Source organism: Crossiella cryophila (genome assembly GCF_014204915.1).
Taxonomy (GTDB): Bacteria; Actinomycetota; Actinomycetes; order Mycobacteriales; family Pseudonocardiaceae; genus Crossiella; species Crossiella cryophila.
Map to the genome: position 1 here is coordinate 4,773,263 of NZ_JACHMH010000001.1, position 24,370 is coordinate 4,797,632.

General features: G+C 71.5%; 23 protein-coding genes. 15 read left to right on the plus strand and 8 right to left on the minus strand.

Annotated elements, in window-relative coordinates; translation table 11 throughout:
* Positions 1 to 2: 2 nt before the first annotated feature.
* From HNR67_RS21390 to HNR67_RS21415, 6 genes are all read left to right on the plus strand, one after another.
* The gene (locus HNR67_RS21390) at positions 3 to 668 is read left to right on the plus strand and encodes a TetR/AcrR family transcriptional regulator (protein ID WP_185004018.1); all 666 of its coding nucleotides are present in this window, start codon (positions 3 to 5) and stop codon (positions 666 to 668) included.
* Positions 665 to 1,267 carry an ABC transporter permease gene (locus HNR67_RS21395; RefSeq protein WP_185004019.1) on the plus strand — a complete coding sequence of 201 codons (603 nt, stop codon included), beginning with the start codon at positions 665 to 667 and terminating at the stop codon, positions 1,265 to 1,267. Before HNR67_RS21390 ends, HNR67_RS21395 begins: the two co-directional genes overlap by 4 nt.
* 35 nt (positions 1,268 to 1,302) lie before the next feature.
* A complete protein-coding gene (locus HNR67_RS21400; RefSeq protein ID WP_185004020.1) occupies positions 1,303 to 1,731 on the plus strand; it encodes a Dabb family protein in 429 nt (142 codons plus the stop codon).
* Between the two features lie 110 nt (positions 1,732 to 1,841).
* The gene (locus HNR67_RS21405; RefSeq protein ID WP_185004021.1) at positions 1,842 to 4,964 is read left to right on the plus strand and encodes a GH92 family glycosyl hydrolase; all 3,123 of its coding nucleotides are present in this window, start codon (positions 1,842 to 1,844) and stop codon (positions 4,962 to 4,964) included.
* A 302-nt stretch (positions 4,965 to 5,266) separates the two neighbouring features.
* Entirely contained in the window at positions 5,267 to 6,253 is a 987-nt protein-coding gene (locus tag HNR67_RS45765; RefSeq protein WP_185004022.1) for an ArsR/SmtB family transcription factor, read from the plus strand.
* Positions 6,254 to 6,334: 81 nt separating this feature from the next.
* Positions 6,335 to 7,813 carry a dolichyl-phosphate-mannose--protein mannosyltransferase gene (locus HNR67_RS21415; RefSeq protein ID WP_185004023.1) on the plus strand — a complete coding sequence of 493 codons (1,479 nt, stop codon included), beginning with the start codon at positions 6,335 to 6,337 and terminating at the stop codon, positions 7,811 to 7,813.
* Positions 7,814 to 7,817: 4 nt separating this feature from the next.
* Here HNR67_RS21415 and HNR67_RS21420 read toward each other — a convergent pair whose 3' ends face one another.
* Complete coding sequence (locus tag HNR67_RS21420) at positions 7,818 to 8,120, minus strand: hypothetical protein (RefSeq protein WP_185004024.1); 303 nt, start codon at positions 8,118 to 8,120, stop codon at positions 7,818 to 7,820.
* 48 nt (positions 8,121 to 8,168) lie between these two features.
* Between HNR67_RS21420 and HNR67_RS21425 the strand changes: the two genes are divergently transcribed.
* Positions 8,169 to 8,678: an isochorismatase family protein gene (locus HNR67_RS21425; RefSeq protein ID WP_185004025.1), complete on the plus strand. Its 510-nt coding sequence runs from the start codon at positions 8,169 to 8,171 to the stop codon at positions 8,676 to 8,678.
* On the opposite strand, the gene HNR67_RS21430 is transcribed toward HNR67_RS21425, so the two are convergent.
* From HNR67_RS21430 to HNR67_RS21445, 4 genes are all read right to left on the minus strand, one after another.
* Positions 8,617 to 9,903: a purine-cytosine permease family protein gene (locus tag HNR67_RS21430; RefSeq protein WP_185004026.1), complete on the minus strand. Its 1,287-nt coding sequence runs from the start codon at positions 9,901 to 9,903 to the stop codon at positions 8,617 to 8,619. The genes HNR67_RS21425 and HNR67_RS21430 overlap by 62 nt on opposite strands.
* 75 nt (positions 9,904 to 9,978) lie before the next feature.
* Positions 9,979 to 12,984 (minus strand): AfsR/SARP family transcriptional regulator, encoded by a 3,006-nt coding sequence (locus tag HNR67_RS21435; protein ID WP_185004027.1) that lies wholly within the window; start codon positions 12,982 to 12,984, stop codon positions 9,979 to 9,981.
* Between the two features lie 1,226 nt (positions 12,985 to 14,210).
* Positions 14,211 to 14,813 carry a hypothetical protein gene (locus tag HNR67_RS21440; RefSeq protein ID WP_185004028.1) on the minus strand — a complete coding sequence of 201 codons (603 nt, stop codon included), beginning with the start codon at positions 14,811 to 14,813 and terminating at the stop codon, positions 14,211 to 14,213.
* A gap of 123 nt (positions 14,814 to 14,936) precedes the next feature.
* A complete protein-coding gene (locus tag HNR67_RS21445) occupies positions 14,937 to 15,566 on the minus strand; it encodes a GTP cyclohydrolase II (protein ID WP_185004029.1) in 630 nt (209 codons plus the stop codon).
* Between the two features lie 88 nt (positions 15,567 to 15,654).
* On the opposite strand from HNR67_RS21445, the gene HNR67_RS21450 reads away from it, so the two are divergent.
* Genes HNR67_RS21450 through HNR67_RS21465 form a run of 4 tightly spaced genes read left to right on the plus strand, consistent with a single transcriptional unit; the run spans position 15,655 to position 18,837 of the window.
* A complete protein-coding gene (locus HNR67_RS21450) occupies positions 15,655 to 16,053 on the plus strand; it encodes a 6-pyruvoyl trahydropterin synthase family protein (RefSeq protein WP_185010930.1) in 399 nt (132 codons plus the stop codon).
* The gene (locus tag HNR67_RS21455) at positions 16,050 to 17,099 is read left to right on the plus strand and encodes a glycosyltransferase family 4 protein (RefSeq protein ID WP_312987764.1); all 1,050 of its coding nucleotides are present in this window, start codon (positions 16,050 to 16,052) and stop codon (positions 17,097 to 17,099) included. Before HNR67_RS21450 ends, HNR67_RS21455 begins: the two co-directional genes overlap by 4 nt.
* Positions 17,096 to 17,884: a class I SAM-dependent methyltransferase gene (locus HNR67_RS21460; protein ID WP_185004030.1), complete on the plus strand. Its 789-nt coding sequence runs from the start codon at positions 17,096 to 17,098 to the stop codon at positions 17,882 to 17,884. Before HNR67_RS21455 ends, HNR67_RS21460 begins: the two co-directional genes overlap by 4 nt.
* On the plus strand, positions 17,884 to 18,837 hold the full coding sequence (locus tag HNR67_RS21465; protein ID WP_185004031.1) for a lysylphosphatidylglycerol synthase domain-containing protein: 954 nt from the start codon (positions 17,884 to 17,886) through the stop codon (positions 18,835 to 18,837). Before HNR67_RS21460 ends, HNR67_RS21465 begins: the two co-directional genes overlap by 1 nt.
* Here HNR67_RS21465 and HNR67_RS21470 read toward each other — a convergent pair.
* Entirely contained in the window at positions 18,760 to 19,449 is a 690-nt protein-coding gene (locus HNR67_RS21470; RefSeq protein ID WP_185004032.1) for a creatininase family protein, read from the minus strand. The two genes, HNR67_RS21465 and HNR67_RS21470, sit on opposite strands and share 78 nt — an antisense overlap.
* Positions 19,436 to 20,410, minus strand: coding sequence for a zinc-dependent alcohol dehydrogenase (locus tag HNR67_RS21475; protein ID WP_185004033.1), 975 nt, complete (start codon positions 20,408 to 20,410; stop codon positions 19,436 to 19,438). The genes HNR67_RS21470 and HNR67_RS21475 overlap by 14 nt, the downstream gene beginning before the upstream one ends.
* A gap of 40 nt (positions 20,411 to 20,450) precedes the next feature.
* Here HNR67_RS21475 and HNR67_RS21480 point away from each other — a divergent pair, with 40 nt between their 5' ends.
* Both HNR67_RS21480 and HNR67_RS21485 read left to right on the plus strand, forming a co-directional pair.
* Positions 20,451 to 21,170, plus strand: coding sequence for a CDP-alcohol phosphatidyltransferase family protein (locus HNR67_RS21480; protein ID WP_185004034.1), 720 nt, complete (start codon positions 20,451 to 20,453; stop codon positions 21,168 to 21,170).
* On the plus strand, positions 21,163 to 21,600 hold the full coding sequence (locus HNR67_RS21485) for a DoxX family protein (protein WP_185004035.1): 438 nt from the start codon (positions 21,163 to 21,165) through the stop codon (positions 21,598 to 21,600). The genes HNR67_RS21480 and HNR67_RS21485 overlap by 8 nt, the downstream gene beginning before the upstream one ends.
* Here HNR67_RS21485 and HNR67_RS21490 read toward each other — a convergent pair.
* On the minus strand, positions 21,539 to 22,222 hold the full coding sequence (locus HNR67_RS21490; protein ID WP_185004036.1) for a RibD family protein: 684 nt from the start codon (positions 22,220 to 22,222) through the stop codon (positions 21,539 to 21,541). The genes HNR67_RS21485 and HNR67_RS21490 overlap by 62 nt on opposite strands.
* A gap of 78 nt (positions 22,223 to 22,300) precedes the next feature.
* Here HNR67_RS21490 and HNR67_RS21495 point away from each other — a divergent pair, with 78 nt between their 5' ends.
* Together HNR67_RS21495 and HNR67_RS21500 are read left to right on the plus strand one after the other, a co-directional pair.
* A complete protein-coding gene (locus HNR67_RS21495; protein WP_185004037.1) occupies positions 22,301 to 23,908 on the plus strand; it encodes an alkaline phosphatase family protein in 1,608 nt (535 codons plus the stop codon).
* A 69-nt stretch (positions 23,909 to 23,977) separates the two neighbouring features.
* Positions 23,978 to 24,358 (plus strand): VOC family protein, encoded by a 381-nt coding sequence (locus tag HNR67_RS21500; protein WP_185004038.1) that lies wholly within the window; start codon positions 23,978 to 23,980, stop codon positions 24,356 to 24,358.
* Positions 24,359 to 24,370: the final 12 nt, after the last annotated feature.

Below are 24,370 nucleotides of genomic sequence, written 5' to 3' on the forward strand. Positions count from 1 at the left end.
CCATGCCCAGCACCGACGGCGCACCCCGGTGCCACGCCAGGAACCGCCGCGGTGAGGGCGCCCTGCTCCGCACCGAGATCCTGACCGCGGCCACCGAACTGATCGAGGCCGGTGGCGACGAACGGGCGGTCACCCTGCGGGCCGTGGCCCGGCGCGCCGGGATCGCCGCTCCCTCGATCTACCCGCACTTCCCCGACCAGCCCACCCTGATGCTCGCCGTGGTGCGCCAGGCCTTCGCCGACCTGGCCTGCCGCCTCTGGGCCGCCACCGAAGCGGCGGGCGAGGACCCCCGGCACCGGCTGCGCGCGGTGTGCACCGCCTACCTGGGCTTCGCCCGCGACCACCCCGAGCGCTACCGCCTGATGTTCGACGGCGCGTGGAAACCCGTGGTCGGCCGCGGCGGACTCACCACCACCCTGCTCACCGCCCTCGGCGCGGAAGCCCTGGGCATCCTCACCGGCATCCTGCGCGACTGCGTCACCGCGGGCCACTGCACCAGCCAGGCCCCGGAGACCGACGCGGTCGCGCTGTGGCTGGGCCTGCACGGCCTGGCCCACCAGCGCGCCGTGCGCACCCCCTTCCCCTGGCCCGCCGACATCACCCAGCGCATCGCCATCCCCCTGTCCCACCTGTGTTCCCTCCCCACTCCGGAAAGGCCCCAGCCATGACCACCGCCACCCACTTCGCCCCGATCACCGCCCGCGGCACCGCCCGCCCCGGCGAGATCGACAGCCGCCCGGTCTACCTCGGCTTCGGCTTCTCCTACCTCTTCGGCCACGGCGCCGCGGCCCTGAGCCGGGGCGAGACCCCGCTGCTCACCCTGCCCGGCTGGCTGCCGATGACCCTGCTGCTCGGCGGATTCGCCGTGGGCACCGTGCTGGCCATCCTCGCCGCCACCCGCGCCCAGAAGAGCCTGAGCGGCCGGGAGTTGTTGTCGCACAAGCTGATCGGCGCGGCCTGGGTGGTCGGCATGGGCGGGCTGTTCCTGCTCATCTCCGGCCTGCACACGCTGCCGGACATGCCCAACGTGCAGTCCCTGCTCTGGCCCGCCGGCGCCGGGTTCGTGGTCGGCCTGCTGTACCTGGGCGAGGGCGCGGTGCGCGGCAACCCACTGCACTACGTGCTGGGCGCCTACCTCGCCCTGCTCTCCGCCGGCTCGCTCTTCCTCGGTACCCCCGCCCTGTTCTGGGCCCTGGCCATCGCGGGCACCGGCGGCTTCCTGGTCGCCACCGTCCTGGAACACCGCCGCCTGGCCGCCACCCGCTGACTCCCGCAAACCCACTGCGACACAAGGAGAATCCGATGATCTACCACGGCAACCGGTTCAAGCTGAAGGCCGGCGTCACCCAGGAACAGATCGAGGAAGCCCTGGAACTCATGCACACCCAGGGCCGGGAGATCCCGGTGGTCAAGTCCTACCTCGTCGGCCGCGAGTTCGGCAGCGGCGGCTTCGACTGGGGCGCGGTGTTCGCCCTGGAGGACCTGGACGCCTACTGGGACTACCTCACCCACCCCGCGCACACCAGGACCGAACGCGAGGGCATGCGCCTGCTGGAGCGGTTCGAGGCCTACGACATCACCGATGACGACGACCCGGACTTCGCCGCCAAGGTCGCCGCGTTGCAGCAGCGCCACCGCGACACCGACCCGGTGCTCAAGGATCTGCTGGCCGAATTGCCCGTCAACACCGGCGTCAGCGCGGTCCCGGCGGCCGGGTCCGGCGCGGCGTGACCCTCGCTGATCATGATGTCCGGAACCAGTCAGAACCGCCGCCGACTCGTTGACACGACCTGATCCCTGGCGGAAAGCTCCGATCTGTCGACTGGTGCTGGGAGGTCCACGTGCGTGCCAACAGGCTGGTGGTCGTAGCGGCGGCGCTGGTGTTCGGTGCTCCGGTGGTGGCGGCGGCCGAACCCGCGCCGCCGCCACTGATCGCCGATCCGACCGCTTACGTGGACCCGTTTATCGGCACCGGATTGGCCAACGCGGCGGCTGGGGAGATCAACAACTTCCCGGGGCCCTCGGTGCCGTTCGGGATGACGCAGTTCTCGCCGGACACGCTCGGCTCCTACGCTGGCTACCAGTATCACAACGACAAGATCCGAGGTTTCAGCCTCACCCATGCGAGTGTGGGATGCAGTGCCTTCGGCGATGTGCCGATCCTGCCGGTGACCGGGGAGATCGGCGCGAAGCCCTGGGAGCGGGTGGAGCGGTACCAGCACAGCAGCGAGCAGGCCGAACCCGGCTACTACGCGGTGACCCTGGAGGACTCCAAGGTCCGGGCCGAGCTGACCGCCACCACCCGCACCGGACTGGCCACCTTCACCTTCCCGGCCGGTGGGCACGTGCTGATCAAGGGCGGGGCCAGCCTGTCCGGGAACTCCGCGGCGCAGGTCAACATCGAGAACGACACCACGGTCACCGGGTCGGCCAGCACCGGTGGGTTCTGCGGGAAGTCCAACAAGTACACCGTGCACTACGCGATCACCTTCGACCAGCCGTTCACCGCCAAGGGGACCTGGGACGGGAACACCGTCACCCCGGGCGGCGCGAGTGTCAGCTCACCGCGGGCCGGGGCGTACCTGAGCTTCCCCGGCACCCAGGTCAAGGCCAAGGTGGCGTTGTCCTTCGTCGGGGTGGACGGGGCGAAACTCAACCTGGCACAGGAGATCCCGCACTGGGACGCCGGTCAGGTGCGCCGGGAGACGCGGGAGAAGTGGCGGCAGGAACTCGGCAAGATCCGGGTGGCGGGGACGAACACCGGTGAGCTGAAGACCTTCTACACCGCGCTCTACCACTCGCTGATGCACCCCAACACCTTCAACGACGTGGACGGCCGCTACATCGGCTTCGACGATCGCATTCACACCCTGCCGCCTGGGCGCACCCAGTACGCCAACTTCTCCGACTGGGACACCTATCGCAGCCTGGCCCCGCTGCACGCCCTGCTCTGGCCGCGCCAGGCCAGTGACATGGCCCAGTCGCTGGTCAACGACGCGGTGCAGGGCGGCTGGTGGCCGCGCTGGCCACTGGCCAACGACTACACCGCGCAGATGACCGGGGACAGCTCGGTGCCGCTGATCGCGAACCTGTATGCCTACGGGGCAAGGGATTTCGACCTGCCGACCGCGTTGCGCTACCTGATCAAGGGCGCCACCACGGTGGACACCACGCCGGGGGCCTACCAGGAGCGGCCGGGGATCGGGGAGTACGTCAAGCGCGGCTACCTGCCGAACACCGACGTGGCCCGCGGTGATCACAACCGGGTGGGCGCCTCGATCACCCTGGAGTGGTCGGTGGACGATTTCGCCATCGCCCAGCTGGCCAAGGCGGCCGGTGATCGCAAGACCGCGGCGGAGTACGCGCGGCGCGGGCAGAACTGGCAGAACCTGTTCAACCCGGCCACCCGGCACATCCAGCCGCGCGGCGGCGACGGGCGGTTCCCGGACGGTCCGGCCTTCACCCCGCCCACCGGCGGCTTCGGCCAGGACGGGTTCGACGAGGGCAACGCGGTGCAGTACACCTGGATGGTGCCGCACAACCCAGCCGGGCTGATCACCGCGATGGGTGGCCGGGACGCGGCGGCGGCACGGCTGGACACCTTCACCACCAAGCTCAACGCCGGTCCGCTGCAGCCCTACATGTGGGCGGGCAACGAGCCCGCGTTCGGGATTCCCTGGCTGTACAACCACACCGGGCGGCCCTGGCGCACCCAGCAGGTGGTGCGGCAGATCATGACCACCCTGTTCAGCCCCACCCCGGACGGCGAACCCGGCAACGACGACCTCGGCGCCCAGTCCTCCTGGTACGTCTGGGCCGCGCTTGGCCTCTACCCGGCCACGCCCGGCACCTCCGACCTGGCCGTGCACAGCCCGCTGTTCCCGCGTGCCGTGCTCGACCTGCCCGGCCGGGATCTGGACATCCGCGCCCCCAAGGCAGCCAGCACCGCGATGTACGTGCGGGACCTGGAACTCAACGGCCGCGACCACGAGCGCACCGGCCTGCCCAGGGACATCATCAGCACCGGCGGGCGCCTGGACTTCGACCTGTCCGGCACCCCGGACAAGGAGTGGGCCAGCGAACGCGACCAGGCGCCACCGTCCTATCGCGACGGTGAGCACGACTTCCTGGCCAGTGCGAGCAACCTGATCACCGTGCGGCCCGGCGGCACCGGCGAGTTCACCGTGGACGCGCGCAGGCTGGCCGGGGACGATCGCACGCTCAGCGTCAGCACGACGCCACCCGCCGGGCTGACTGTTGCTGGGCCGCAACGGTTCCGGCTCGACGACGGCCAGGCCCGCTACCAGGTCAGCGCGAACGCGCCCGAGGGATATCACGACATCCCGGTGACCATCAGCGGCGCGCACCGCACGGTCAGCACCACGGTCACCGTGCTGGTCGCGCCCGAGGGCAGCCTGGTCACCCGCTACGGCAACACCGGGATCGCCGACGACAACGACAAATCCCAGGCCAACCTGGACGGCGGCGGCAACAGCTACTCCCGCCAGGCCCTGGCCGAGGCCGGACTCACCGGCGGCAAACAGGTCGAGGTCGCGGGCACGAAGTTCACCTGGCCCGCCGCGCCCGCCGGACGTCCGGACAACGTCGCCGCGGACGGCCAGACCGTCACGCTCGCCGGTGCGCCGAAGCGGCTGGTTTTCGTTGGCGCGGCAGCCAATGGCGACCACCGGGGGACCGCGACGGTCACCTTCACCGACGGCAGCACAGCGCCCGCGGACCTGTCCTTCGGCGACTGGGTGTTGCCCGGCGGCAGCGCCACCACCCCGGTGTTCGGCAACACCGTCCTCGCGCATCCCAAGTACCGCAACGTGTCCTGGGGTGGCACCGGTCCGGCGTTCGTCTTCGCCACCGCGCCCTACGACGCACCGGCGGGCAAGACCATCGCCAGTGTCACCCTGCCCGCCGACCGGCAGATCCACCTGTTCGCCATCGGCACCGGCTGAGCCCGGCGCGCCGGTGTCCTCCCCACAGAGTGAGGTCACCGGCGCACCGCCCCCCAACCCCGGGCGGAGATCAGGACAGTGGGAACACGGCGATGCGGCCGAATTCCGGGCGGCCCCTGCCGATCCTCACCACCGTCCTGCCCACGGATGCCGACCCTTCCTCGGCGCCGCGGGAGGCAATGCCCTCCACCGGGGGTTCGTTTGTGCTGCTCACGGACATCACATCTGCTGAACAGTCATTGCGCAATCTCTTCGAGGATCGTCAAAATGTCCGCGGTCGGCGAATTCCTGGGGAGGGGACTTTGACCGCGAGCTTCGGCACCGCGATCTCGCTCGCACCGCTGGAGACGCTGCCCGTCTCAGTGCTGCACCAGCCGGGTTCGTCCCTGTTCTCGCTGCTCCTGGACGCACTGGGGGCCGCGCCCGAGCACGTCTCGGCCCAGCTGCGGGCGCAGGTGCGCAGCACACTGCCCGCCGCGGACCTGGAAACGCTGCTGCCGTTGCGGGCACATCGGCTGGGCATCCCGGACTGCCTCATCCCCAAGGCCGAGGCCGACATCCGGCAGTCCCTGGCGCAGGTGGGCGAGCAGGACCCGGAGGCGGTGGCCGAACAGGCCCAGTTCTTCCTGGAGGAGTTCCACGGGCACATCCCGGTGGCCTGGCAGCGGCTCATCGACCAGCCGCGCCCCTACGTCGCCGCCTTCGCCCGCGCCTTCGAGGCGATCTGGCAGGCATACACGCCGGTGTGGCAGCGGATCCGGCCGGTGCTGTGGCGGGAGACCGAACGCATTGGCGCCGCCGCGGTCACCGGCGCGCTGCCGGTGGCGCTGTCCGTGCTGGGCAACCACTGCTGGCGGGTCAGCGGCACCCGGCTGGAGTGCACCACCGGCACCACCGCCGACACCGAACGGGACGGCCGCCGCCTGGTGCTCATCCCGCTGGCCACCGGCCCCAAGGCGGCCTCGTTCAGCCTGGAGCACCCGGACCGGATCGAACTCGCCTACGCGGTCCCCGGCCTGACCGCGATCCTGCACGGACAGGACCCGCCGCCTGCCGACGACCCGCTCAGCGCGCTGCTCGGCCCGGCCCGCGCCCGGATCCTGCGGCACTGCGCGCACCGGCCCGCGATGGCCGAGGTGGCCACCCTGCTCGGGGTCGCCCCGGCCACCGCCACCCACCACTGCCAGGCACTGGAGGCCGCCGGCCTGATCGACCGGCAGCGCCAGGGCCGTCAGGTCCGGCTGCGCCAGACCGCCCGCGGCGAGGCCCTGGTCGATCTGTTTTCCTGAGCAAGGAACCCGATCAAGGCCGCACCCGGCGCCCCCGTACGATCGGGTGGCGTGACTGTCGCCGCCACTACCACCCCGGGTATGTTCCGCGAAGTCAGCCTGCTGGGCAGACCGATGCCGACCGACCGGTTGCGTGGCTGGGTCGTCACGATCGTGCTCACCGTCATCGGCGGGGTCATCCGCCTGCAGAACCTGGGTTACCCCACGGACAAGGGCACCCCGGTCTTCGACGAGAAGTACTACGCGTGGCAGGGCTGGCAGATGCTGCGCAACGGCTGGTACGAGGACAATCCGGCCTTCAAGTGGACGGTGCACCCGCCGCTGGGCAAGCAGCTGATCGCGCTCGGCGAGTGGGTGTTCGGCTACACCGGCTGGGGCTGGCGGATCGCCGGGGCGGTGTGCGGCGCGCTGATGGTGCTGCTGATCATCCGGATCGCCCGCAGGCTGACCAGGTCCACCCTGCTCGGCGCGATCGCCGGGGTGCTGCTGATCTGCGACGGCGTGCTGCACCTGATGAGCCGCACCGCGATGCTGGACATCTTCCTGGCCTTCTTCGTGCTGGCCGCCTTCGGTTTCCTGCTGCTGGACCGCGACCAGGTCCGCGCCCGCCTGGCCACCGCGTTGCGCGAGGGCTGGGTGACCACCTCTGACCACGGCCCGCGGCTGGGTTTCCGCTGGTACCGCTTGCTGTGCGGGGTCAGCCTCGGCCTGGCAGCCGGGACGAAGTGGAGCGGCCTGTACTGGGCGGCCGCCTTCGGCGTGCTGATGATCGTCTGGGACGCCTCGGCCCGGCGCACGGCTGGCGTGGCGCATCCGTGGCTGGGTGCGCTGCGGCGGGACCTGCTGCCCGGCCTGTGGGCGCTGCTGGCGGTGCCGGTCCTGGTGTACCTGGCCACCTGGTGGGCCTGGTTCGCCAGCGAGACCGGGTTCGACCGGCACCTGTACGACAACTGGCAGCTGATCTTCCCGCCCGCGCTGCGCTCGCTGTTCGGCTACTCGGCGGCCGTGCTGGAGTTCCACAACGGCCTGGTCACCCAGCCGGGCCAGGCGCACCCGTGGGAGTCCAAACCGTGGGGCTGGCCGATGGGCCTGCGCCCGATGCTCTACCACTTCGACAACTCCACCACCGCCTGCGGCGAGTCCAGCTGCGTCAGCGCGACCATGCTGATCGGCACACCCGCGATGTGGTGGCTGGCGTTCCCGATGCTGGGCTGGGCACTGTGGCAGATGCTCGGCAGGCTGGACTGGCGCTACGCGGCCGTGCTGGTGGCCTACCTGGCGGGCCTGCTGCCCTGGTTCGTCAACCTGGACCGCCAGATGTACTTCTTCTACATGACCCCGGTGTCGGCGTTCCTGGTGCTCGGGCTGGTGTTGCCGCTGGGGCAGATCCTGGGCAGGGCCGTGGACGGCGAGGAACGGCGCCGCACCGGGTTGCTGGTGGTGGCGCTGTACGTGGGGCTGGTGGTGGCCAATTTCGGCTGGCTGTGGCCGATCCTCAACGGCGACTCGATCACCAACGGCCACTGGCAGGCCGAGCTGTGGCTGCCGTCCTGGCGGTGAGCGGTCAGGGCCGGATCGGCAGCCACAGCTCGATTTCGCCGTGCCTGCGGTAGAACTCCACCAGCGGCCGCGACTCGTCCGCGGGCATGGCCGCCCGGAGTTCGGCCATGCCGTCGCCGTGTTGGCCGTTGTCGTACGGTGTGTTGGCCGATATGGGCGGTGTGTTGGCCGAAAGGGCGTCCAGGCGCTCGAAGGCGGGCCAGAGTTGTTGGATGGCTGGCAGTTCGTCCGCGGCGGTCTGTTCCATGACCGCGATGTCCTCGCGGTGGACGCGGGTGGGTGGCGCGTGCAGAACCGAGGCAGTCATCGTTCGAGTGAACCACCGGGCACCGACAATCCGTTCTAGGCTGCGGGCATGACCACGATCAACTCCAGCACCGCGCTCGTGCTGGTCGACCTCCAGCGCCGGATCATCGCGCTGCCCACCACCCCGCACACCGGCGAAACCGTGCTGGCCAACGCGATCCGGCTGCGCGACGCCTTCCGGGCCGCGGGCGCGCCGATCGTCCTCGTCCAGGCGCACCGGCCGAATGTCGAACAGCCCGAGGGCAGCGAACTCGACCCGGGCCTGGATCCGGCGGTGGGGGAGAAGCTGATCACCAAGCACACCATCGGCGCCTTCTACGGCACCGAGCTGGACGCGCACCTGCGTGGGCTGGGCGTGACAACGCTGGTGTTCGGCGGGATCGCCACCGAGTTCGGGGTGGAGTCGACGTTGCGGGCGGCCGCCGATCACGGCTACGAGACGGTCGCGGTCTCCGATGCGATGACCGGATTGTCCGCGCTGGCGCACGAATCCGCGCTCACCGTGGTGTTCCCCCGACTCGGCGAGGTCCGGACCACCGCGGAGATCGTCGGCGACTGAACCAGCCGGCCAGCACGGTCAGCCCGAAGGCGGACAGCAGCGCGTTGAGCGCCGGAATCCCCCACGGCACCAGCAATCCGATCGCCGCGGTGGCCAGCCAGATCAGCAGGGCGCCGGGCAGCCAGGCCGGGGCGTGCCGGGGCAGGGCGTCGCTGGGGCGGCTGTGTTCCAGCAGCGGGCGCCAGCGGCGCACCAGGTAGTACTCGGCGGTGGCGATGCCCACCACCGGCGGCAGCACCCCGGCCAGCACGGCCAGCAGACCCTCCACTGTGGACAGCAGGCCGGTGGCGGAGGCGATCGCGCCGAGCAGGCCCATGCCCAGGGTGAGCAGGCGCGGGCTGGGGCGGCGGCCGAACAGGGTGTCCAGGGCGTTGGCCAGGCTCAGGGTGCCGACGTAGAGGTTGAGGTTCTGGATGTTGGCGGTGGCGGTGATCAGCACCGCGATGCCGAGGAAACCGGAGCCCGCGGTGACGATGGTGACCACGTCGGTGGTGTGGAAGGCCAGGGCGAGGGCGATGCCGCACAGGCCGATCAGCAGCTGGCCGAGCACGGTGCCGAACAGGGTCAGCCGCACCACGTCGGCGCGGTCGCGGGTGAAGCGGGTGATGTCGGGGGCGACCACGATGCCGATGATCCACACCCCGACCACCGCGGTCACCCCGGCCGGTACCGACAGCGCGCCGGTGGGTTCGGCCAGCGGGCGGTCCCAGAGCTGGGTGAGGGCCAGATATCCGGCCAGGGCCAGGAAAGCGGGTGCGGTGACCGCGGCGGTGCGGGCCATCACGGTGAAGCCGAACATCACGATCGCGGTGATCGCCGCGCCGGTGGCCAGCGCCCAGATCCACCTCGGTCCGCCGATGATGGTGTGGAAGCCTTGGGCCACAACGGTGTTGAGCACGCCGAACCAGCCGGTGACGCAGAGCGCGAGCACCAGTCCGAGGATGGCCGAGCCGTAACGGCCGAGTCCGGTCCACCGGGTGAGCACGGTGGTGGCCAGGCCCTCGCGCATGCCCATGATCCCCATCGCGAGCAGCGCGGCGGTCTGGATCGCCAGGCCCAGCACCAGCACCCCGGCCGCGGGCCAGAATCCCAGTGACAGCCCCAGTAACGCGCCGAGCATGAGCAGTCCGATGTTGCCTGCCTGGCCGAAGGACTGCACGGCCACCGTCCGCCAACCGTGTCGCGCCGCGGGCGGGACCCGGCGCAGGGTGTAGTCATCGGCCACGCGCCGAAGTATGGGTGCGCCCGGCGTTCACCGGCGGGCCAACTGAAATTTCCCGTCCTGGCAGTGAAATCCCGGCTACTCGGCGCGTTCGACGTCCAGTTTGGCCAGTTCGCCGCGGATGTCATCGGCCTCGCGCATGCCCAGTTCGGTGAACAGGTCCAGTGCACGCTGCCAGTGCGCGCGGGCTTCGCGTTGCCTGCCAAGGCCGAGGTGGGTGCGGGCCAGGCTGCGGTTGGCCACGGCCTGCTGGAACTGGTCGCCGACCTCGCCCGCCAGTGCTTCGGCGCGGCGGGTGTAGTCCAGGGCCAGCTCGAACAACCCGGTGCCGCGGGCGGTCTCGCCGAGGCCGAGCAGGGCCTCGGATTCGTGACCTGGGCTGCCGATGGCCCTGGCCAGGGTGAGGGCCTGCTGGTAGTGCTCGCCCGCGGCGCTGAGGTCGCCGGTGTCCAGGCAGACGTCGCCGAGCTGGCGCAGCGCGTAGCCGTGCAGGCCGCGGTCGCCGGTGTCCTTGGCCACGGCCAGGGCCCGGTCGAGTTCGGCCAGTGCCGCCTCGTAGCGGCCGAGGCCGCGGTAGGCCGCGCCCAGGCCGATCCGGGCGCCGATGTCGACCTGCCGGTCGCCGGTGCTCTCGGCCAGCGCGACCGCCCGGCGCAGGTGTTCCACGGCCTGTTCGGCGCGGCCGACGCACGGGTAGGTGTGGCCCATGCCGGTGAGCACGTGGCCCTGCAGGCTGAGGTCGGCGGCCTGTTCGGCCAGGGCGAGGGCGCGCTGGAAGTGCACCAGGGCCTGTTCGTGGCGGCCGAGTCGGCGGTGGGTGAAGCCGAGTCCGGCCTGCGCGTAGCCCTGCACTCCGGCGAGTCCGGCGGTTTCGGCGAGTTCGAGGCCGCGCTGGAGGTGGGTGAGGGCCAGCGGGTAGCGGCCCTGCCACCAGTAGACGTAGCCGAGCCGGTATTGCGCCTGGCCTTCCAGGCCGCCGTCGCCGGCGGCGTGCGCGAGTTCGATGACCTTGCCGTGCAGGACCTGGCCGTCGTCGTAGTAGCCGCGGAAGTTGAGGTAGTGCTGCAGCGCGGCGGAGAGGAAGGCGGCGTGTTCGGGCAGGCCGTGGGTGGCGGTGGTGATCAGGTTGGCGCGTTCGTGCTCCAGCCAGCCGGCGGCCTGCAGCCGGTTGGTCAGTTCCGGCGCGGCCAGGGTGGCGGCCGGCAGGTCGGGGCGGAGGTGTTTGTCCACCGGGACCAGGGCGTTCATCGCGGTGGCGGTGGTGTGCCGGTAGTACTCGCAGAGCCTGCCGAGCGCGGCCTGCCGGTCGTCCTCGGTCTCGCCGCAGCCGAGGAGCTGGCGGGCGTGCGCGCGGCAGAGGTCGTGGAAGCGGTAGCGGCCGGCGACCTGCTGCTGGAGCAGGTGCACGTCCAGGAGGTCCTCCAGGCCGGCTTCGGCGGTGAACTCCTCGTCCTCGGTGAGCGCGGCGGCGGCGTAGGGGTCGAAGTCCGCGCCGGGGTGCAGGCCGAGCAGCCGGAACAGTCGCTGCTGGGCGGGGGTGAGCTGCTGGTAGGACAGGGCGAAGGCGGCCGCGACGCCGCTGTCGCCGGTGGCCAGTTCGCCGAGCCTGCGGCGTTCGTCGCGCAGCCGGGTGGCCAGGTGCTCCACCGTCCACTTCGGACGGCTGCGCAGCCGGGCGGCGGCGATCCGGATGGCCAGGGGGAGCTGACCGCAGAGTGCGACGACCTCGGCCACCGCGGCGGGTTCGGCGGCGGCGCGGTCGGGTCCGGCGATCCGGGCGAACAGCGCGGTGGCGTCGTTGTCGGGCAGCACGTCCAGGGACAGGATGTGCGCGGCCTCCAGGTCGGTGAGCCGGTTCCGGCTGGTGATCAGCACCAGGCATTCCGGGTTGCCCGGCAGCAGCGGGCGGACCTGGGCGGCGCTGGCCGCGTTGTCCAGTACCAGCAGCGCCTTGCGGCCGGCGAGTTGTTTGCGCCAGAGTCCGGCGCGGGCCTGCAGGTCGTGCGGGATCTTCTCGCCGGGCACGCCGACCGAGCGGAGCAGGCTGTCCAGGGCGGCGGCCGGGTCGGTTGGCTGGTGGTCCTCGGCGTGCGCGTGCAGGTCGAGGAAGAGCTGGGCGTCGGGGTAGCGGTCGGCGATCTGGTGCGCGGCCCGGATCGCGAGGGCGGTCTTGCCGACCCCCGCCATCCCGTCGATGGCGGTGATCACCACCGCGCTGCTCGCACCGGGCACCGCGGGCAGCCGGTCCAGCACCAGGTCGAGTTCGGTGTCCCGCCCGGTGAAGTCGTCGATGTCCCTTGGCAGCGACTGCCAGTTCGCCGTCGGCGCGTCCGGAGTGGGGGCGGACAGCGCGCTGTCCCCGGCCAGGATGCGCTGGTGCAGCGCGCGCAGCTCGGCGCCCGGCTCGATACCGAGGCCCTCGATCAGCGCGGTCCGGATGTGGTGGAAGGCCTGCAACGCCTCGGCCTGCCGCCCACCGCGGTAGAGCGCGACCATGACCTGCCCCGCCAGCCGCTCGTCCAGCGGCCGACGCTCGGCCTGGGCGGAGAGGCGGGGGAGCAGTTCGGAGTGCCTGCCCCGGCGGAGCGCGACGTCGGCGTGGTCGAGTTCGGCGGCGACCAGCTCGCGTTCCAGGGTGGCGCGCACGCCGGTGAACCAGGGCGTGTCCAGGTCGGCGAAGGCCTCGCCGCGCCAGAGTTCGAACGCCTGCTCGAACAGGGCGAGCTGCTCGGCGTCCTCGGCGCTGGCGCGGGCCTTGGCCAGGAGGTGGCGGAAGCGGTGCAGGTCGACGGTGTGTTCGTCGACGGCGAGCACGTAGCCGCCGGAGCGGCGTTGAATGCCCACGTCACCGGCCTCGGTGAGGATGGTGCGCAACCGGGTCAGGTAGCTGCGCAACGTCCCGGCGGCGCGTTGCGGCAACCGCTCTCCCCAGACCCGGTCGATGAGCTGGTCGGTGGTCACCGCCTGATTGGCCTCGACCAGCAGCGCGGCCAGCACCCGCCGTTGGCGGGCCGGACCCAGGTCGAGCAGGCGTCCCCCCGCCCGCGCCTCGACGCTGCCCAGCACCAGGAACTCCACCGTCACGCAGTACCCCCAGCCGTCACACCCCCCGGCTTACCAGGCCCGAACTGGGAGTTCAACGTTCCTTCAACGTCTTCGCGCCTAGGGTGCGGGAAAGTTGATCTGGTAGCGGGCTGTCCATTCCTGGGGGTGTGGGCAGCCCGCTCCCTTACGTCCGGGCTCGAGCGGCGCAATCTCCCGGCGTGTTGGCCGTTCTTGTACGCCGTGTTGGCCGTTGTCGTACGGAGTGTTGGCCGTTGTTGTACGGGGCGGGGGTTGGGGGTTAGGGGGGTAAACCCCCACGACGAGGGTTCTCGTGTGTTCTCCGTACGGCCTGGAGCTTGCTGACCGCGCCCCGAGGAGCGGCCCCTGCAACACAATCCGCCGCCGACCCCACCCAAGGTGACGGGGGCCGCTCCTCGGGGTGTGGTTGGCTTGCGGAAGGCCGTGCGGAGAACACACGAGCCCTCGGAGCCACGCTGGTTCAGGCCCCGGCAGCACAAACCCCGCCCCGCAACCTGCTCATCCCGGGGTTTGATCTGCCCTCCCCCCTCCGGTGGTCTGCCCGCCGGCGAGGCCATCTTTTCCGCTCTTGATCTTTGCGTTGTTGGCCTCTGTTGCTGAGGTACACGAGCGAAGATCAAGAGCGTCCTCGCCGGACGGGCAGAAATCAAAGGATGGGGGGGAAAGTCAAAGACAAGGGCAAAGATGAAGAGCAGTGCTCGTACGGTTCCCCCATCCCCGTCAGCCTTCCGATACCAAACCACATCCCGGCAAGCGACCGCCGTTGCTGTTGGGTGGCTAGGGCGGCGGCAGGTTGAGCGGCCGCTTGCCGGGATGTGGTGTGTCCTCTCCAGGCTGACGGGGATGGGGGAACCGCTCGGGGAGTGTTGAAAAGCCACCCCGGCCGCCTGTTCGGGCTTCGCCCGGTCGCGGCGCGTGCGAACCGCCTGGCCGCATCGTTCCCGGGCTTCGCCCGACCTCCGGGTCATAACCGCCCGGCCGCCACGCTCCGGGCTTCGCCCGCCTGCCCCCAACACCCACCACTCCGGGCTTCGCCCGCTTGCCCGGCGTCCCACAACGGCCAACGACCCGTACAAGAACGGCCAACACCCCGTACCAAAGCGGCCAACACGCGGGCTGGGGTTTCAACCCCCCGGCGTGTTGGCCGTTGTCGTACGGCGTGTTGGCCGTTCTGGGACGGTGTGTTGGCCGTTCTTGTACGCCAGGTTGGCCGTTCTTGTACGGGGTCAGGCGGGGGCTGGGGGCCAGATCTGGGTGGCTGCGGAGAGGGCGGCGGTTTGGTAGGGCGGGTTGGGGATGCCTTCGACGAGTACCTCCAGGGGCCAGGTTTCGCGGAGTACTGCCCATAGTTGGGAGGACAGGGCCGCGTAGGCGTGGAGGGGGTCTGTGGTGGGGGGTAGGCGTAGGACGTAGATCCAGGTTCCGGAGTCGCGGACGCCGGGCAGGGGGTCTCGCCAGGTGCGGGACAGGGCCAGGGCGTTGTGGTGGGCTGCTTCGGTGGCGAGCAGGGTGTCCGAGGGGGCGGGGTCGGGGGCCGCTGCGGGGGCGGTGGGGGTGAAGTGGTGGCGTGGGGGTGGGATGGTGGCCACGGCGGGGACGGCTGCCAGGTCCTGGCTGTCGGGGTCGGGGAGGGCGGAGCGGATCAGGTCGCGCTCCTCCTCGGTGATGCCGACCTCGTGGTAGGCCAGGGTGAGCAGCAGGGTCGCGTCGGCGAGGTCGGGTTCGCCCGCGTGATAGTGCGTGCGGATGGCGTCCAGGGTGTCGTCGGACAAGCGGCCCGCCAGGCGCGCGCACACCTCCAGCACTCTCGCGTAAGTCAGCACGTCCACGCTGCCCAGGATCGCAGGCGGGGCGGCGCAGGCTGGGACGAGCTGCGGCGTTTCCCCGGGTGTCCCCCGGTGGGGGACGTACCGGAACGGCCAACATGGCGTACGAGAACGGCCAACACTCGGTTAGTGGGAGTCACTGAAGACCTCTACCTGGGGGAGATCGTGGCCTAGGCGGTCGCGTTTGGCGGTGAGGTAGCCGATGTTGTGCGGGTTGGCGGGCATGACGAGGGGGACTCGGGCGACTACGGGGATGCCGTGGGCTTCGAGGGCCTCGAACTTGTCCGGGTTGTTGGACAGGAGGCGGACCGAGCGGACTCGGAGGTGGCGGAGGACCTTGGCTGCGGGGGCGTAGTCCCTGGTGTCGACGGGGAGGCCGAGTTCGGTGGCCGAGTCCACTGTGTCCAGTCCGAGTTCGTCCTGGAGCACGTGGGTGCGGACCTTGGCGACCAGACCGATGCCCCGGCCCTCGTGGCCGCGCAGGTAGACCAGCACGCCGCTGCCCTCGCGCACGATGGCGTCCAGGGCACTGTTGAGCTGTTCGCCGCACTCGCAGCGCATGGCGCCCAGGATGTCGCCGGTCAGGCACTCCGAGTGCATGCGCACCAGCACCTCCTCCCGGCCCCGCGCGCTGCCGTAGACCAGCGCCATGTGCTCGTGCCCGTCCGCCCAGAACGCGATGGCGCGGAACGTGCCCCTGCGCGTGACCAGGTCGGACTCCGCGACGTCGGTATCGCTGAAGGCTTCCGTGTACATCCGGCCTCTCCTCACCCCAGTCCGGCCTGACGTTGTTCTACGCTCGGCCGGAAGTTGCACCGTTGCCCGCTCTCCGCTGGAGGTCACCCTGTTCAGCATTACCGTCCGTGATCACGTCATGGTCGCGCACAGTTTCCGAGGCGAGGTCTTCGGTCCGGCGCAACGCCTGCACGGAGCTACGTTCGTGGTCGACGCCCGGTTCAGCCGGAGCGAGCTTGATTCGGACAACATCGTCGTCGACATCGGACTGGCCACCCAGAAGCTCGGCGAGGTGCTGGCCGGTTTCAACTACCGGAACCTGGACGAGGTACCCGAATTCGCCGGGATCAACACCTCGACGGAGTTCCTGGCCAAGCACATCGCGGACCTGCTCGCCGAGGCCGTGCACGCCGGCGCGCTGGGCGAGGGCGCCCGTGGACTGGCCAAGATCGAGGTCACCCTGCACGAGTCGCACGTGGCCTGGGCCGGCTACGAACGTTCGCTGTGACCGTCTGGTTCGTGCTGCCCGGCGACATCGACGACCGCGCCGCGCCCAGCGGCGGCAACGTCTACGACCGCCGGATCAGCCAGGCGCTGGCCGCCGGGGGAGCGGGGCTGCGCGAGATCCCGGTGCCAGGGGCCTGGCCGCAGCCCGACCTGGCCGCCCGGCACGGGCTGGCCGCCGCGCTGGCGGCCTGCCCGGACGGCTCGGTGGTGCTCTTCGACGGGCTGGTCGCCTGCGGGGTGCCTGAACTGCTGCGACCCGAGGCGGAGCGGCTCAACCTGGTGGTGCTGGTGCACCTGCCGCTGGCCGATGAGACCGGCCTGGACCCGGCGCTGGCGGCCGCCCTGGACGCGGCCGAGCGGGACAGCCTGCACCTGGCCCGCGCCGTGGTGGCCACCAGTGCCTGGGCGGCCTGGCGGCTGGTGCAGCGGCACGGCCTGGACCCGGACCGGGTGCACACCGTGCCGCCGGGGGTGGACCCGGCGCCGATCGCCCCCGGCACCGACGGCGGCTCCCAACTGCTGTGCGTGGCCTCGCTGACCCCGCGCAAGGGCCACGACCTGCTGGTCAAGGCCCTCGCCGAGGTCGGCGACCTGCCCTGGCACTGCGCCTGCGCCGGACCACTGCGCGACCCCGCCCAGCTGCGCCTGGTCCGGGACCTGATCGAACGGCACGGGCTGGGCGAGCGGATCCGGCTGCTCGGCCCGCGCACCGGCATGCCCCTGGAACGCCAGTACGCCGCCGCCGACCTGCTCGTGCTGCCCTCCCGCGCGGAGACCTACGGCATGGTCGTCACCGAGGCGCTGGCCCGCGGCATCCCGGTGCTGGCCACCTCCGGCAGCGGCGTGCCGGAAGCCCTCGGCGACGGCGGACTGCTGGTGCCACCAGGGGACGTGACCGCGCTGGCCGCCGCGCTGCGCCGCTGGCTCACCAACGAGGACCTGCGGCGTGACCTGCGGGTTTCCGCGCGTCGGCGGCGGGGCGTGCTGTCCACCTGGGACGAATCGGCCAGGGAACTCGCGCAGGTGCTGGCTACCCTGCGCGCATGACCTACGCCCCGGAATGGCTGGCCCTGCGGGAACCGGCCGACGCGCACGCCCGCGCCACCGACCTCCTGGACCCGCTGCGTGCGGCGCTGCCCGCCCGGAGCCCGCTGGTCATCCGGGACCTGGGCTGCGGCACCGGGTCGCAGTGCCGCTGGCTGTCCCCTCGCCTGGACGGCCCGCAGCACTGGATCCTGCACGACTACGACCCGAGGCTGCTCGCCCTCGCCGCGGCCGACCTGACCAGCGCGGACCGCACCGTCGAGACCAGGCTGGGCGACCTCACCGAGCTGCGCGGCGCCGACCTGGCCGGGGCCGATCTGGTGACCGCCTCCGCGCTGCTGGACCTGTTCACCGTCGAGGAGGTGAACGGATTCGCCGCGGCCATCGTAGAAGCCGGTGTGCCAGCCTTGCTCACCCTCTCCATCGCCGGGCGGATCGTGCTCGATCCGGCCGATGGACTCGACGCCGCGTTCGAGTCGGCCTTCAACGACCACCAGCGCCGCACCACCAACGGCCGGGCGTTGCTCGGCCCGGACGCGCCCGCGGCGACCACCGAAGCCTTCGAGGCGCTCGGCTACCGGGTGCACACCCGGCCCAGCACCTGGCTGCTCGGCCCGGAACTGCCCGAGCTGAGCGACGAGTGGCTGCACGGCTGGGTGGGCGCGGCCGTCGAACAGGAACCTGAGCTGGCCGCGGCGGCCCCCGGGTACCTGCGGCGCCGGATCGCCGAGGGCTTCCGGGCCGAGGTGCACCACGTCGACCAGCTCGCACTACCGGGGGCGGACTGATGCGCGCGCTCTGGCCGTGGCTGCGGCTGCTCGCCGGGCTGGGCATCCTGGTCGCGCTGGGCTGGCGGCTGGGCACCGGCGCCTTCCTGGACGGGCTGCGCTCGATCACGCTGACCTCGGTGCTGGCCGCGCTGGCCATCGGGCTGCTGACCACCCTGGCCAGCGCGGGCCGCTGGCAACTGGTCGCGCGTGGCCTCGGGCTGCGGCTGGGCCTGGGCAAGGCCGTCGCCGACTACTACCGGGGGCTGTTGCTCAACGCGGTGCTGCCGGCCGGGGTGCTCGGCGATGTGCACCGGGCGGTCAGCCACGGCCGCGAGTCCGGTGATCTCGGCCGGGGCGTGCGCGCGGTGGTGTTCGAGCGGTTCGCCGGGCAGGTGGTGCTGATCGGCGTCGGGCTCGCCGTGCTGCTCACCGGGACCATGCCCGCGGTCGATCTGGTGCCCAGCCCCGGCGTGCTCGGCCTGGTGCTGGCCGCGGCCGCGGTGGCACTCGTGCTGGTGCTGCGGCGGGTGCCCGCGGTGCGCCGGGAACTCGCCGCCACGCTGACCGACGCCCGGCAGTTGCTGGCCAGTGGCAGCCTGCTGAAGGTGGCGCTGCTGTCCGCGGTCGCGCTCGGCGGGCACCTGCTGCTGTTCGTGGTGGCGGCCAGGGCGGCCGGGGCCACCGCCTCGCTGGGTGTGCTGCTGCCGGTGTTCGTGCTGGCGTTGCTGGTGATGGCGTTGCCGGTCAACGTGGGCGGCTTCGGGCCGAGGGAGGCGTTCCTGGCGGTGGCCTTCGGCGCGGCCGGGCTGGGCGCGGCACAGGGCCTGACCACCGGTGTGGTGTACGGCGTGCTGGCCCTGGTCGCCGCGCTGCCCGGTGCCCTCGTGCTGTGGTCACCGGCCAAGAATCGCGAGGGTGTGCGCGAACGTCTCGACCAGCCCCGCCAGCAGCTCGGCGCCCTTGTGAGCTGAGGCCAGCGACGGCCGGCCGACCACCCCGGACTCGGTGTAGGCGGACAGGCCGAGCGTCAGCAGGTGCGGGCGTTCCTCGGCCAGGTGGTCACTGGTCTCCCAGCCCGGCTTGAGCACTTCCGGGTTGGTGTGCAACAGGATCGAGGTCTCCAACTCGCCCGCGTGCATGTCGCTGCGGGCGGAAGTCTCGATACCGGCCCGATTCCGGGCGATGCTCCAGTCCGCGGAACCGGGGAACAACGCCAATCCCGTTGCCTCCTGGACGATGTTGGACAGCACGTAGTTGCCGCCGTGCGCGTTGACCAGCACCAGGTTCGGCACGCCGGAGCGGCGCAGCGAGTCGGCGATGTCGGTGATCACCGCGTACAGCGTGCGGGCGCTGATGCTCACCGTGCCCGGCCAGGCCGCGTGCTCGTGCGAGCAGGAAATGGTGATCGGCGGCAGGAGACGCACCGGGTAGGCGGCGGCGATCTCCCGTGCGATGGCGCAGGCGATCAGCGTGTCGGTGGACAGCGGCAGGTGCGGGCCGTGTTGTTCGTGGCTGCCAATGGGAAGCAGCGCGACGGTCGCACCGCGGTCACGAGTGTCCACTGTGGTCTCAGTCGGCAGCATGGTAGGCAATCCGGTGGCAGAGCGCGGGCAGGGAACCGTCGGCCAGGCCGGCCAGGACCTCGGGCAGTTGGTCGAACGGGCTCTCACCGGTGATCAGCGCGTCGAACACCGGGTCGGCCAGCAGGTCCAGGGACAGGGCCAGCCGCTGGGCGTAGCTGCGGTCCGGACGGGCCACCGTGCCGACCTGGCTGGCCCGGATCCGCAGCCGCCGGGAGTGGAAGTTCTCGCCCAGTGCCAGGCTGATCCGCCGATCCCCGTACCAGCTCAGCTCGATCACCTCGCCCTCCGGCGCGAGCAGGTCGAGGGCGAGCGCGAGCCCGGCCTCGGACGCGCTGGCGTGGAAAACCCGGTCACAGTCCCGCAGCGCGCTCTCCGGGCTGGCGAAGCCGACGCCGAGGGCCGCGGCGAGCGCCGCCCTGCCCGGGTCGGTGTCCACCAGTTCAACGCGCACACCGGGAAACCGGGCCAGCAACGCGGCCACCGAGCAGCCGATCATCCCGCCACCCACCACCGCGATCCGGTCACCGAGCAACGGCGGGGCGTCCCAGAGCGCGTTCACCGCCGTCTCGACGGTCCCGGCCAGCACCGCCCGCGCGGCCGGCACCGACTCCGGCACCGGGGTGACCGCGGTGGCCGGGACCACGTAGTGGGTCTGATGTGGATAGAGGCAGAACACCGTGCGCCCCAGCAGTTCCGGCGCACCGGCCTCGACCACGCCCACGTTGAGGTAGCCGTACTTCACCGGCCAGGGGAACTCGCCCTCCTGGAACGGCGCGCGCATCACCGCGTGCTGGTTGGGCGGCACTCCGCCACGCAGTACCAAAGTCTCGGTGCCGCGGCTGACGCCGGAGTACAGGGTGCGGACGAGGACCTCGCCAGGCCCCCGATCGGGTAGAGAGATCGGACGCAGGTCACATTTTCCGTTCGCGATGACCCAAAGTGCCCTTGCTGAACGTTTCACCTATGGAACCTCCGGGAACGCGGACGACGGTGAGGGACCGATGACGACACTTCAGCACACCACGGCGCCCGCCGTGCCCGAGCAGGCGCTCTGGGCCGCGGCCCAGGTCCTGTTGCTCGCCCTGATCGGCGGTCTGGTCGGCATCGGCCCGGTGGGCTGGTTCACCGGATTTGCCTACGCCATCGGCACCTTCGTCCTGGTGAGCCACGCGCTGCGGCGGGCCGGAACCGCGCTGGGACCAGCCGATCGGGTCACCCTGGCCAGGGGCACGCTCATCGGCGTGGTCACCGCGCTGGTGGCCGAGCGGACCGAGCAGACCGCGTTGCTGGTCGCGCTGGCCGCGATCGCGCTGGCACTGGACTGTGTGGACGGACAGGTCGCCCGCCGCACCGGCACCAGCTCACCGTTCGGGGCCAGGTTCGACATGGAGGTCGACGCCTTCCTGATCCTGGTGCTCAGCGCGCACGTGGCCTTCGAGCTGGGCCCGTGGGTGCTGGTGATCGGCGCGGCCCGCTACCTGTTCGTGGCCGCCTCCTGGGGCCTTTCCTGGTTGCGCGGCGCACTGCCGCACAGCCTCGCCCGCAAGGCCGTCGCGGCGGCCCAGGGCGTCATCCTCGTCGCCGCCACCGCCGAGGTCATCCCGTTCACCGCGGTGCTGGTCGGCCTCGCGCTGGTCACGCTGCTGTGGTCCTTTGGTCGCGATATCGCCTGGCTGTGGCGACACGCGCCTGTTTCGGTGGAAGGATCTCGCCATGTCTGAACCGGCATCCGTCGTCCGCGTCATCGGCACCGTCGCACTCTGGGTGCTGCGGGTGCTGCTGGCCGCCTACTTCCTCTACAGCGCCTACCTGTTGTTCGGACCCGGTCTGGCCGGCAAGTTCGACAAGATCGGCTTCGGCCAGTGGCTGCGCTACCTCACCGCGGTGCTGGAGGCGGCCGGTGCGATCGGCCTGCTGATCCCACGCCTCGGCGGACTGGCCGCACTCGGCCTGGTCGGCGTGATGGCCGGTGCGGTGGCCACCGAGGTGTTCCTGCTCAACGACCTCGGCGGCGCGCAGTTGCCGCTGATCCTGCTCGCGCTGGCCGCGGTGATCGCGGTGTTCCGGCGGCAGGACATCACCGGCGCGCTCAGCCTGGCCCGGACCGCTTTGGCAGGTAACGCAGCACAGCCACGTCACCCAGCCGCGTGACCTCGGCCAGGTGGAACCGCCGCGTGGGGCCACCGGGGAACTCGGCCGGGTTCACGAATCGCGGCGCGGCGGCCTGACCGATGAGCATGGGGGCGATCGCCATCCGGACCTCATCGGCCAGGCCCTGGGCCAGGAACGCGGTGTGGATGCTGCCGCCGCCCTCGACCATCAGCCGCCCGATCCCGCGCGCGCCCAGGTCATCCAGCAAGGCCCCGAGGTCGACACTGCCCCCGAGGGCGATGATCTCGGCCAATCCGCCCACCCGTGCGGTGGCGGTCGGCAGGCCGGAATCCGTTGTATAGACTAGCTTCTGGCCGCCGCAGTGCCAGAACTTCAGCTCCGGGTCGAGATCACCGCGGCCGGTCACGGTGATCTTCACCGGATACTCCGGCAGTCCGGCGGCGACCCTGGCGGCCCGCCGGTCGGCGCAGTTGACCAGCAGCCGGGGGTTGTCGGCGCGCACCGTGGCGGCGCCGATCAGGATGGCGTCGGACTCGGCGCGCAACTGGTCGACGCGGTCGAAGTCCTCGGCGTTGGACAGCGGAAACCGTTGCGCGCTCAGGTCATCGATATAGCCGTCAACGCTGACGGCGACGCTGAGCAACACCTGCGGACGGGTCACGAGACACCACGCTACCCGTGAACCCGTTGGGACTCACCCACGTCTACCCAGACAGCGCACCCGGACGGAAGGACCCCGATGAGCCGAGCACGGTCGACTGTGGACGGTCGGGGCACCGGACGCCGCGTCCTGGCACACCTGCTGACCGCGCTGGCCGCGCTGCTCCTGCTGTTCGGCCTGCTGCTGCCCAACGATGTCGACCGGCTCACCCCGGCCGCCTTCACCCGGCTCCCGGCCGAGGGCCTGCTCGTGCTCCTGCTGCTGCTCTTCCTGCCCGGCAAGGCCCGCCGGATCACCGCGCTGGTCGGCGGGGTGGCACTCGGCCTGCTCACCGTGGTCAAACTCCTCGACCTCGGCTTCGACGCGGTGCTCTACCGCCCCTTCGACCTGCTGCTGGACTGGCCGCTGTTCGGCCCGGCCGTGGACTACCTGGAGGTCACCCTCGGCCACCCAGCCACCCTGGCCGCGATCGCGCTGGCCGGACTGCTGGTGCTGGCCGTGCTCTTCCTCACCGCCCGCGCCGCCCTGCGCCTCACCGAAGCGCTCGCCAGCCGCCGCAGGCCCGCGATCCAGGCCGTCGCGGTGCTGGCCGTGCTCGCGGTCACCGCCACCCTGCCGGTGGCCAGCGGCACCACCGGCGCGGTGGTCTACGAGCACGCCCGCCGGTTCCAGGCCGGACTGCACGACCAGGAGGCATTCGCCGCGGCCGCCGCGATCGACCCGTTCCGGGACACCCCCGGCCCCGAACTGCTCACCGCCCTGCGCGGCAAGGACGTGGTGCTCGCCTTCGTGGAGAGCTACGGCCGGGACGCCCTGGACCAGGCCGGGGTCGGCGCGGTGCTGGACAACGGGACCAGGGCGCTGGGCGAGGCCGGATTCGCCGCCCGCAGCGGATTCCTCACCTCGCCGACCGCGGGCGGCGGCAGCTGGCTGGCCCAGGCCACCCTGCTGTCCGGGCTGTGGATCGACAACGAACAGCGCTACCGCACCCTGGTCGCCAGCGAACGCCTCACTCTCAACGGCGCCTTCCGCCGGGCCGGCTGGACCTCGGTCGGCGTGGTCCCCGGCATCACCCGCGCCTGGCCCGAGGGCGAGTTCTTCGACTACCAGCGCATCCACGCCGCCGCCGACCTCGGCTACCGCGGCCCGCGCTTCGGCTACGCCACCACCCCCGACCAGTTCACCCTGGCCGCCTTCCACCGCGCCGAACGCGCCCCCGCCAACCGGCCGCCGGTGATGGCCACCATCCCCCTGGTCACCAGCCACGCCCCGTGGACACCCACGCCGGTGCTGCTGGACTGGAACGGCCTCGGCGACGGCTCGGTCTACCTCGCCCCACCAGGCGCCGAGAACCGCGGCCCGGCCCAGGTCCGCGCCGACTACGGGCACGCCATCGAGTACTCGCTGAACTCGCTGATCTCCTACCTGCGCACGCACGGCGACCCGAACCTGGTGCTGGTCTTCCTCGGCGACCACCAGCCCGCCCAGCTGCTCACCGGCGCCAACAACACCCGGGACGTGCCGATCACCATCGTGGCCAAGGACCCCACCGTGTTCGAGCGCACCGCGGGCTGGGGCTGGACCGAGGGCCTCAAACCCGCGCCCGGCGCGCCGGTGTGGCCGATGGACGCCTTCCGGGATCGCTTCCTCACCGCCTTCGGCCCCGCCGCCGACGTCCGCCGCTGACGGTGGCGGCCCCGCGCCGCTGCGGTTACCGTCCCTGGCGATCACGTCCGTGCTGGGGAAGGACACGACATGGCCTCCGTGCTGCGCAACGTCAACTTCGACTGTGCCGACCTGTTCGGCCTGGCCGGATTCTGGAGCCAGGTCACCGGGAATCCGGTGCGGTCGGAGGACGGGCCGGACGAGACAGAGGTCTGGGTGTCCATGCCGGAGGGTCCGGACCTGTATTTTCAGCTGGTCGCCGAGCCCAAGACGATCAAGAACCGGGTGCACGTGTGCCTGGAGCCGCTGATCCCGCGAGACGAGGAAGTCGAGCGGCTGCTGGGCATCGGCGCGAGGATGGTCACCGATATGCGGGAACCCGACGGCACCGGCTGGGCAGTGCTGGCCGATCCGGAGGGCAACGAGTTCTGCGTACTGCGCAGTGCGGCCGAACGCGCGATCACCGCGTAGCGGCACGAAGGA

Excerpts from the sequence above, each read along its gene's own strand:
- HNR67_RS21390 (WP_185004018.1), top strand. The coding sequence starts at position 3 with ATGCCCAGCACCGACGGCGCACCCCGGTGCCACGCCAGGAACCGCCGC.
- HNR67_RS21395 (WP_185004019.1), top strand. The coding sequence starts at position 665 with ATGACCACCGCCACCCACTTCGCCCCGATCACCGCCCGCGGCACCGCC.
- HNR67_RS21400 (WP_185004020.1), top strand. The coding sequence starts at position 1,303 with ATGATCTACCACGGCAACCGGTTCAAGCTGAAGGCCGGCGTCACCCAG.
- HNR67_RS21415 (WP_185004023.1), top strand. The coding sequence starts at position 6,335 with ATGTTCCGCGAAGTCAGCCTGCTGGGCAGACCGATGCCGACCGACCGG.
- HNR67_RS21420 (WP_185004024.1), bottom strand. The coding sequence starts at position 8,120 with ATGACTGCCTCGGTTCTGCACGCGCCACCCACCCGCGTCCACCGCGAG.
- HNR67_RS21425 (WP_185004025.1), top strand. The coding sequence starts at position 8,169 with ATGACCACGATCAACTCCAGCACCGCGCTCGTGCTGGTCGACCTCCAG.
- HNR67_RS21445 (WP_185004029.1), bottom strand. The coding sequence starts at position 15,566 with ATGTACACGGAAGCCTTCAGCGATACCGACGTCGCGGAGTCCGACCTG.
- HNR67_RS21460 (WP_185004030.1), top strand. The coding sequence starts at position 17,096 with ATGACCTACGCCCCGGAATGGCTGGCCCTGCGGGAACCGGCCGACGCG.
- HNR67_RS21465 (WP_185004031.1), top strand. The coding sequence starts at position 17,884 with ATGCGCGCGCTCTGGCCGTGGCTGCGGCTGCTCGCCGGGCTGGGCATC.
- HNR67_RS21470 (WP_185004032.1), bottom strand. The coding sequence starts at position 19,449 with ATGCTGCCGACTGAGACCACAGTGGACACTCGTGACCGCGGTGCGACC.
- HNR67_RS21480 (WP_185004034.1), top strand. The coding sequence starts at position 20,451 with ATGACGACACTTCAGCACACCACGGCGCCCGCCGTGCCCGAGCAGGCG.
- HNR67_RS21485 (WP_185004035.1), top strand. The coding sequence starts at position 21,163 with ATGTCTGAACCGGCATCCGTCGTCCGCGTCATCGGCACCGTCGCACTC.
- HNR67_RS21495 (WP_185004037.1), top strand. The coding sequence starts at position 22,301 with ATGAGCCGAGCACGGTCGACTGTGGACGGTCGGGGCACCGGACGCCGC.
- HNR67_RS21500 (WP_185004038.1), top strand. The coding sequence starts at position 23,978 with ATGGCCTCCGTGCTGCGCAACGTCAACTTCGACTGTGCCGACCTGTTC.